This is a genomic window from Streptomyces silaceus (assembly GCF_001419745.1).
GTDB lineage: Bacteria > Actinomycetota > Actinomycetes > Streptomycetales > Streptomycetaceae > Streptomyces > Streptomyces silaceus.
Genome location: NZ_LIRJ01000495.1, coordinates 1 through 7810 on the forward strand (window position 1 = coordinate 1; position 7810 = coordinate 7810).

A 7810-nucleotide genomic window follows, 5' to 3' on the forward strand; every position below is an offset into this window, starting at 1 on the left:
TCGCCGACGAGGGCCGGGCCGTACTCGGCCGCCGAGCCGAGGTGCACCAGACGCGCGGTGGGCACCGCCGCGGTCATGGCCTCGCACAGGACCGCGGGGCCGCGGGCGTTGACCTCGGCGAGGGCCTGCGGGCCGCCGTCGACCGAACCCGCGCAGTTGACCACGGCGTCGGGCGCCGTCCTGGCCAGCAGCTCGGTGAGGGCGGCGGGGGTGACGGTGGCGAGGTCGATCCGGACGTCGTCCACGGGGGCGCGGCCGCCGCGGAGCAGCCGCACGCCCGGCAGGGCGCTCAGCCGTTCCTCGACGTGCCCGCCCAGGTATCCGGTGGAGCCCAGGACGAGTATGCGCACGGCCCCGTCACGCTCCCTTGCGCCGCGGCGGGCGGAGCGCGGAGTGATTCATGCGGTGTGTGGTCCCTCCACGGTCGGGCCGAGGGCGTGTCTCCACCCCGCGGCCCGCCTCCCCAGGGCACGGCCACTGTCGCAGTGTGTGTCCGTGCCGCTCTGACGCGTCACATAGTGCGGTCCACTTGTGGGATCTGTGCTGATTCTGTGAAACCTGGCGCAAAAATGGCGGCACTGCGTCAGCGGTGACGAGGGGAGGGGCGCGGGGCGGGCGACGGGTGCGGAGCCGCGGGTTCCGTTGTGCCGTGGCCGCTCAGAGGGGGCGCCGGATCATGCGCCGTGGAGGTCTGCCGGATGTGCGCGGGGCCGTGGGCGCGCTCCCGCGGTCCGTGGACCGAGGAGCGCGCGAACCGTTCCGATTCGGCCAGGCCCGAGACCGCGACCGGCTCCCGGGATGTCTAGCAAGCGCGTTCTGACCTGCACGGCAGGAGTGCCGGACGCCGGCACGGGGGGGCGTGGATCCGGGCGTCGGCCGGTCGGCGCGCGCCCGCCGACCGGCCCGTGGGCGGCCATGCGACGGCCCTCAGGGCGGCCACGCGCCGGCCACCCCGTGGGTGTGCGGCCTCAGCCCTGCCGCCGCACCGCCGCCACCGCCTTGCGGGCCGCCACCAGGACCGGGTCCCAGACGGGGGAGAACGGCGGTGCGTAGCCCAGGTCGAGCGCCGTCATCTGATCCACCGTCATGCCCGCCGTCAGCGCGACCGCCGCGATGTCGACCCGCTTGGCCGAGCCCTCGCGGCCGACGATCTGCACGCCGAGCAGCTTGCCCGTGCGCCGCTCCGCCAGCATCTTCACCGTCATCAGGGCCGCGCCCGGGTAGTAACCGGCCCGGTTCGTCGACTCGATGGTCACCGTCACGTACTGCAGCCCCGCCGCCCGCGCGTCCTTCTCGCGCAGGCCCGTGCGGGCGATCTCCAGGTCGCACACCTTGCTGACGGCCGTGCCGACGACGCCCGGGAACGTCGCGTACCCCCCGCCCGCGTTCGACCCGATGACCTGCCCGTGCTTGTTCGCGTGCGTGCCGAGCGCGATGTGCCGCTCGCGCCCCGACACCAGGTCGAGGACCTCCACGCAGTCGCCGCCCGCCCAGATGTCCGCGTGCCCGCGCACCCGCATCGCCAGGTCGGTGAGCAGGCCGCCGTGCTCGCCCAGCGGCAGGCCCGCCTCGCGCGCGAGCCCGGTCTCGGGGCGGACGCCGATGCCGAGCACCACCACGTCCGCCGGGTACTCGGCGTCCTCCGTGGCCACGGCCCTGACCCGGCCGCCGTCACCCGTGAGGATCTTGGTGACCTCGGCGTCGTTCACCATCTCGATGCCCATGCCCGACATCGCCTCGTGCACGAGGCGGCCCATGTCCGCGTCGAGCGTCGACATCGGCTCCCGGCCGCGGTTGACCACCGTGACCTCATAGCCGCGGTTGATCAGCGCCTCCGCCATCTCGACGCCGATGTAGCCCGCGCCGATCACCACCGCGCGGCGGCCCTCGGTCCGCCCCAGGGTGTCCAGCAGGGCCTGGCCGTCGTCCAGGGTCTGCACGCCGTGCACGCCGGGGGCGTCGATGCCGGGCAGCGGCGGACGGACCGGCCGCGCCCCGGTGGCGATGACGAGCTTGTCGTACGACGTCCAGTACTCCTCGTCCGCTTCGAGGTCGCGGGCCAGGACGCGGCGGCCGGGGACGTCGATGCGGACGACCTCCGTGCGCATCCGCAGGTCGATCGCGCGCTCCCGGTGCTCCTCCGGGGTACGCGCGATCAGGTCGTCCCGCTCCTCGACGTCACCGCCCACCCAGTAGGGGATCCCGCAGGCCGAGAACGAGGTGAAGTGGCCGCGTTCGAACGCGACGATCTCCAGCTCGTCCGGACCCTTCAGCCTGCGCGCCTGCGACGCGGCGGACATGCCCGCCGCGTCGCCCCCGATGACCACCAGTCGCTCATGTGTGCTGCTCATGGGGACACGCTACGGCGCGCGGCCCCCGAACGAGCGCCTCAGTCGTCGTCGCCCCGGCCGCCCGGGGCGGCCGGCGGCGAGGCCGGGGGAGCGGCGGGCCGGGTCACGCGCGCCCGGGTCGGTGCCACGGCGGCAGGTCCGGCCGGCGCGACGGCCGAACGGCGCGGCAGCCGGTGCCGTACGACCCGCAGCCACAGCACGAGCAGCGCCGCCGCCACCGCCACGAACGGCAGCACCGCGGCGAGCACGACGGCGATCCACCGCAGCGTCGTCACGAACGCGTCCCAGCCGCCCGCGAGGGCGTCCACGAACGACGGATCGTCGTCCTCGGCGGCCGTCTTCGCCGGGCTCTCGGTGAGCGACAGCGTGATCGTCGCGAGGCTCGTGCGGTCCTTCAGCGAGGCCTGCTGGGCCAGCAGCGCCTCCAGGTCGGACTGACGGGTGCTCAACTCCCCTTCCAGGGTGACCACGTCGCTCAGCTTCGTCGCCTTGTCCATCAGCTCCCGCACGCGCGCCACGCTCGCCCGCTGCGACGTGATGCGGCTCTCCACGTCGACGACCTGGTCGGTGACGTCCTGTGCCTTGGCCTCGCGGTCGAGCAACGTGCCGGTGCCCTCGAGGGACTTGAGGACGTCCTCGTACTTGTCCTGAGGGACGCGCAGGACGACACGGCTGCGCTCGTCGCCGTCGGAGTCGCGGGTGGTGCTCTCGTTCCCCACGATGCCGCCGGCGTCCTCGGCGGCCGTGCGGGCGTCCGCCAGGGCGGCGGGCACGTCCTTGACGCGCACCGTCAGCCGTGCGGTGCGGATGATGTGCGTGCCGCCGGCCTCGGGCGGCTTCTTGGCGGCCCGGCGGCCCTTGGAGCCCTCGGCCCCGCCGCCCGCGTCGGCCGCGCCCCCGTCCCTGGCCCGGGAGCCCGCGGCCTTGCCGTCGCCGCCGCTGTCGGCGTCGCCGGAGCTCGCCGAGCACCCGGTGAGGGCCAGCGCGACCGCGAGCAGCAGCCCGAGGAGGGCCCCGAGCGTGCGGCGCCGGGGCGGGCGGTGAGTGGACCTGCTGGACGTGTGCATCGGCGTACCCCCCGAGGGACGTGGTGTCTGTCCTCCTTCGACGCCGGGGCGGGGCGAAACGATGGTTGCCGGCCGGTCCCGATGCGGTCACGGTCAGGACTCGCCGGTCTGAGAGAGTGGGGGCATGCGCGCAACGGACACAGGTACGGGCAGTGGTCACGCCGTCGTCATCGGGGGCGGGATCGCCGGACTGGCCGCCGCGCACCGATTGCTCGCCTCGGGCACGGCCGCGCGCGTGACGCTCCTGGAGGCCTCCGACCGGCTCGGCGGCAAGCTGCGCGCCGGGGAGATCGCCGGGGTCCGCGTCGACCTCGGCGCCGAGTCGATGCTCGCCCGCCGCCCCGAGGCCGTCGCGCTCGCCCGCGAGACCGGCCTCGCCGACCGGCTCCAGCCGCCCGCCACGGCGACCGCCGCGCTCTGGACCCGCGGCGCCCTGCGCCCCATGCCCAAGGGCCACGTCATGGGCGTGCCCGGCGACGCCTCCGCCCTTGCCGGTGTCCTCTCCGAAGAGGGCCTGCGCCGCATCGAAGAGGACCGCGGCCTGCCGCCCACCGAGGTCGGCGACGACGTCGCCGTCGGCGCGTACGTCGCGGCGCGCCTGGGCCGCGAGGTCGTCGACCGCCTCGTGGAGCCCCTGCTCGGCGGGGTGTACGCCGGGGACGCGTACCGCATCTCGATGCGCTCGGCGGTCCCGCAGCTCTTCGCCGCCGCCCGCACCCACACCTCCCTCACCGAGGGCGTCCGCGACATCCAGGCGCGCGCCGCGCACCACCAGCAGACCGGACCCGTCTTCATGGGCATCGACGGCGGCATCGGACAGCTGCCGCTCGCCGTCGCCGACGCGGTGCGCGCGCGGGGCGGCGAGATCCGCACCGGGACGGCGGTCACCGGACTGCGGCGCACCCCGCAGGGCTGGCAGGTCGTCACCGGGGAGGAGACCATCGACGCCGAAGCCGTCGTCGTCGCCGTGCCCGCCTACGCCGCCGCGGCTCTCCTCGGCGTCGAGGCGCCCGCCGCGGCCGCCGAGCTCGCGACCGTCGAGTACGCCTCCATGGCGCTCACCACCCTCGCCTACCGCCGCGACGAGATCGACCTCCCGGAAGGCAGCGGTTTCCTCGTGCCGCCCGTCGACGGGCACACCATCAAGGCGTCCACCTTCGCCAGCCGCAAGTGGGGCTGGATCGACCGGCAGGACCCCGGCCTGCTCGTGCTGCGCACCTCCGTCGGGCGCTACGGCGAGACGAAGATCCTGGAGCGGGACGACGCCGAGCTCGTCGAGGTGTCCCGGCACGACCTGCGCGAGGCCACCGGCCTGACCGCCACGCCCGTCGCCACCACCGTGACCCGCTGGCACGACGGCCTCCCGCAGTATCCCGTCGGCCACCACGCGCGCGTGGCCCGCATCCGCGAACACGTGAGCCGGCTCCCCGGCCTCGTGGTCTGCGGGGCGGCGTACGACGGCGTCGGCATCCCCGCCTGCGTCGCGAGCGCCGACGCCGCCGTCGGCCAACTGGCGGGCGACCTCACCGGTGTGCAGGAGCTCACCCGCAACCCGGTGCAGAGTCTGCACGGCGGCGGAGGAGAATAGCCGCATGAGTGACGACGCCCCCGCCAAGACCCCGAACGCCGGCAAGAAGGCCAAGGACCTCAACGAGGTCATCCGCTACACGCTGTGGTCCGTCTTCAAGCTGCGCGACGCGCTGCCCGAGGACCGCGCAGGCTACGCCGACGAGGTCCAGGACCTGTTCGACCAGCTCGCCGCCAAGGACATCACGGTCCGCGGCACGTACGACGTCTCGGGGCTGCGCGCCGACGCCGACGTCATGATCTGGTGGCACGCCGAGACCGCCGACGAGCTGCAGGAGGCCTACAACCTCTTCCGGCGCACCAAGCTGGGCCGCGCCCTCGAGCCGGTCTGGTCGAACATGGCGCTGCACCGCCCCGCCGAGTTCAACAAGTCGCACATCCCGGCCTTCCTGGCCGACGAGACGCCGCGCAACTACGTCAGCGTCTACCCCTTCGTGCGCTCCTACGACTGGTACCTGCTGCCCGACGAGGACCGCCGCCGCATGCTCGCCGACCACGGCAAGATGGCCCGCGGCTACCCCGACGTGCGCGCCAACACGGTCGCCTCGTTCTCGCTGGGCGACTACGAGTGGATCCTCGCCTTCGAGGCCGACGAGCTCTACCGCATCGTCGACCTCATGCGTCACCTGCGCGCCTCCGAGGCCCGGATGCACGTCCGCGAAGAGGTCCCCTTCTACACCGGCCGCCGCAAGTCCGTGGCCGAGCTGGTGGCGGGCCTCGCCTGACCGGGCGGGCCCGCCGGCGGTGGACCGGCGGGCGCCGACGAGGTCAGAGGTCCTGGGGAAGCGCCGCGGCCCGTTCCCCCGTCAGGGGTTCCGGCTCCCGGTGCGGTGCGCACGCCGCGCGCCGCGCCGGGACGGTGCCCTCCAGGAGATACGCGTCGAGGTGGCCGTTGACGCACTTGTTGGGGCCGGCGCCGATGCCGTGGGTCCCCGCGCCCTCCTCGGTCACCAGGACCGAACCGGGCAGCCTGCGGTTCAGCTCCTTGGCGCCCTCGTAGGGGGTCGCCGCGTCCCGCTCCGCCGCCAGGATCAGCGTGGGCGGCAGCGCGCCCTCGGCCGTCCCCACGTCGACCGGCTGCTGCCGGGGCGCCGACCAGTAGGCGCACGGCAGGTTCATCCAGGCGTTGTCCCAGGTCTCGAAGGGCGCGACGCGCGCGAGGCGTGAGTTGTCGCGGTCCCAGATCCGGAAGTCCGTGGGCCAGGACGCGTCGTTGCACTCGACGGCCGTGTACACGGCGTTGCCGTTCTCCTCCTCGACGGCCCCGCGCGGCTCGGGCGCGGCCTGCTCGATCAGCGGCTTCGGGTCGCCCTTCAGATACGCGGAGAGCGCCGAGGCCCGCGTCGGCCAGTAGTCGTCGTAGTACCCGGCCTTGAGGAACGCGGCCTGCAGCTGGCCGGGGCCGACCTTGCCGCCCGCCGGCTTGTGGGCCAGCTCGCCGCGCACCTTCTCGTAGCTGTGCAGCACCTCCTCGGGCGTCGCGCCCAGGTGGTACGTCTTGTCGTGCTTGGCCACCCACCTGCGGAAGTCCGCCCAGCGCCCCTCGAACGCCACGGACTGGTCGAGGTTGTTGTCGTACCAGATCTGCGCGGGGTCGGGATTGACCGCCGAGTCGAAGACCATGCGGCGCACGTGGGACGGGAACATCGTGGCGTAGACGGCCCCGAAGTAGGTGCCGTACGAGGCGCCCATGAACGTCAGCTTCTTCTCGCCGAGCGCCGCCCGCAGCACGTCCAGGTCGCGCGCGTTGTTCAGCGTCGTGTAGTGCCGCAGCCCCGGGTTGCGGGCCGCGCACCCGCGCGCGTAGGACTGCGCCTGCGCGATGCGCTCCCGCTTGTACGACTCGTCGGGGTGGGTCGGCGACTGCGTGGGCGCCTTGGTGAACTGCTTCGGGTTCTGGCAGGACAGCGGCGCCGAGCGGCCGACGCCGCGCGGGGCGTAGCCGACCAGGTCGTACGCCGCCGCGATGCGCTTCCACTCGGGCATGACGCCCACCATCGGGAAGTACATGCCGGACGCGCCGGGACCGCCCGGGTTGAAGACGAGAGCGCCCTGCCGGGCGACCTTCTTGCCCCGCACCTCGCGCGCCGCGCCGGTGCGGCTGACGGTCAGTCTGATCTGCCGGCCGTCGGGCCGGGCGTAGTCGAGCGGGACGGAGACGGTGCCGCAGCGGACCGACGGGGGCAGCTCGTCGGCCTCGGCGCAGGCGCCCCAGCGGATGCCGGCGGCCTCGGCGCGCTGGGCGGCGAGGACCGTGCCGTGGGCCTCGGGGGCGGGCGTGGTGCCGCTCGCGCTTCCCGCGGGGGCGGCGACGAGGGCGGTCAGGACCAAGGATCCGGCGGTTCCGTAGCGGGCGGCTGCTGCTCTCATCGCGCGTGTCTACCCCTCATGTCCGGCCGAGCGTTCCGGGCGGTGATCAATAAAGGGATGATTCGTGCGGTGTTTCGCGAAGTAAAGCACCGGCCTGCCGGTGTCGGCCCAATGAGCCCGTCAATGACGCCGTTGGGCCGATTCCCCGGGACCGCGGTGGGAGAAGGCCGCCCGCAGTCCGGGATCGCGTGTCGCGCGGACCCCGCGCACGGCCACGGCGGTCAGCTGGTCGCCGTGCGCCGACAGCGCGCCGAGGAGGCGCTGGCCCGCGGGGGACGCCCACCGCGTGTAGGGGTGGACCTCGACGCGCGCGATGAGCAGGCAGGCCACGCACAGCAGCAGCGGCAGCGAGAACCAGACCGCCACCGGCACCTCCCCCTCGGCCTGCCGCTCCTGCCCCGGCAGCAGCAGTGCGACGACGCCGAGGGCGAGGAC

General features: G+C 74.2%; 6 protein-coding genes and 1 pseudogene. 2 read left to right on the forward strand and 5 right to left on the reverse strand.

Features of this window, described 5'->3' with window-relative positions:
* The 3 genes from AOK22_RS35195 to AOK22_RS35205 all read right to left on the reverse strand — a co-directional run.
* Positions 1-350, reverse strand: a 350-nt coding sequence (locus tag AOK22_RS35195) for an NAD-dependent epimerase/dehydratase family protein (protein ID WP_157872385.1), incomplete at its 3' end; no start/stop codon positions are given.
* A gap of 618 nt (positions 351-968) precedes the next feature.
* Positions 969-2351, reverse strand: a complete 1383-nt coding sequence (locus AOK22_RS35200) for an FAD-dependent oxidoreductase (RefSeq protein WP_055702771.1) — start codon at positions 2349-2351, stop codon at positions 969-971.
* A gap of 38 nt (positions 2352-2389) precedes the next feature.
* Positions 2390-3418, reverse strand: coding sequence for a DUF4349 domain-containing protein (locus AOK22_RS35205; protein ID WP_063795401.1), 1029 nt, complete (start codon positions 3416-3418; stop codon positions 2390-2392).
* 124 nt (positions 3419-3542) lie between these two features.
* Between AOK22_RS35205 and hemG the strand changes: the two genes are divergently transcribed.
* Both hemG and hemQ read left to right on the forward strand, forming a co-directional pair.
* Entirely contained in the window at positions 3543-5006 is a 1464-nt protein-coding gene (gene hemG, locus AOK22_RS35210) for a protoporphyrinogen oxidase (RefSeq protein ID WP_055702772.1), read from the forward strand.
* Positions 5007-5010: 4 nt separating this feature from the next.
* Positions 5011-5730 (forward strand): hydrogen peroxide-dependent heme synthase, encoded by a 720-nt coding sequence (hemQ, locus tag AOK22_RS35215; protein WP_055702773.1) that lies wholly within the window; start codon positions 5011-5013, stop codon positions 5728-5730.
* Between the two features lie 43 nt (positions 5731-5773).
* Here the strand turns inward: hemQ and AOK22_RS35220 are convergent, their stop codons facing one another.
* Together AOK22_RS35220 and AOK22_RS35225 are read right to left on the reverse strand one after the other, a co-directional pair.
* A complete protein-coding gene (locus tag AOK22_RS35220) occupies positions 5774-7375 on the reverse strand; it encodes an alpha/beta hydrolase (protein WP_055702774.1) in 1602 nt (533 codons plus the stop codon).
* Between the two features lie 120 nt (positions 7376-7495).
* Positions 7496-7810: pseudogene (locus AOK22_RS35225) on the reverse strand (TIGR04222 domain-containing membrane protein); the annotation flags it as partial.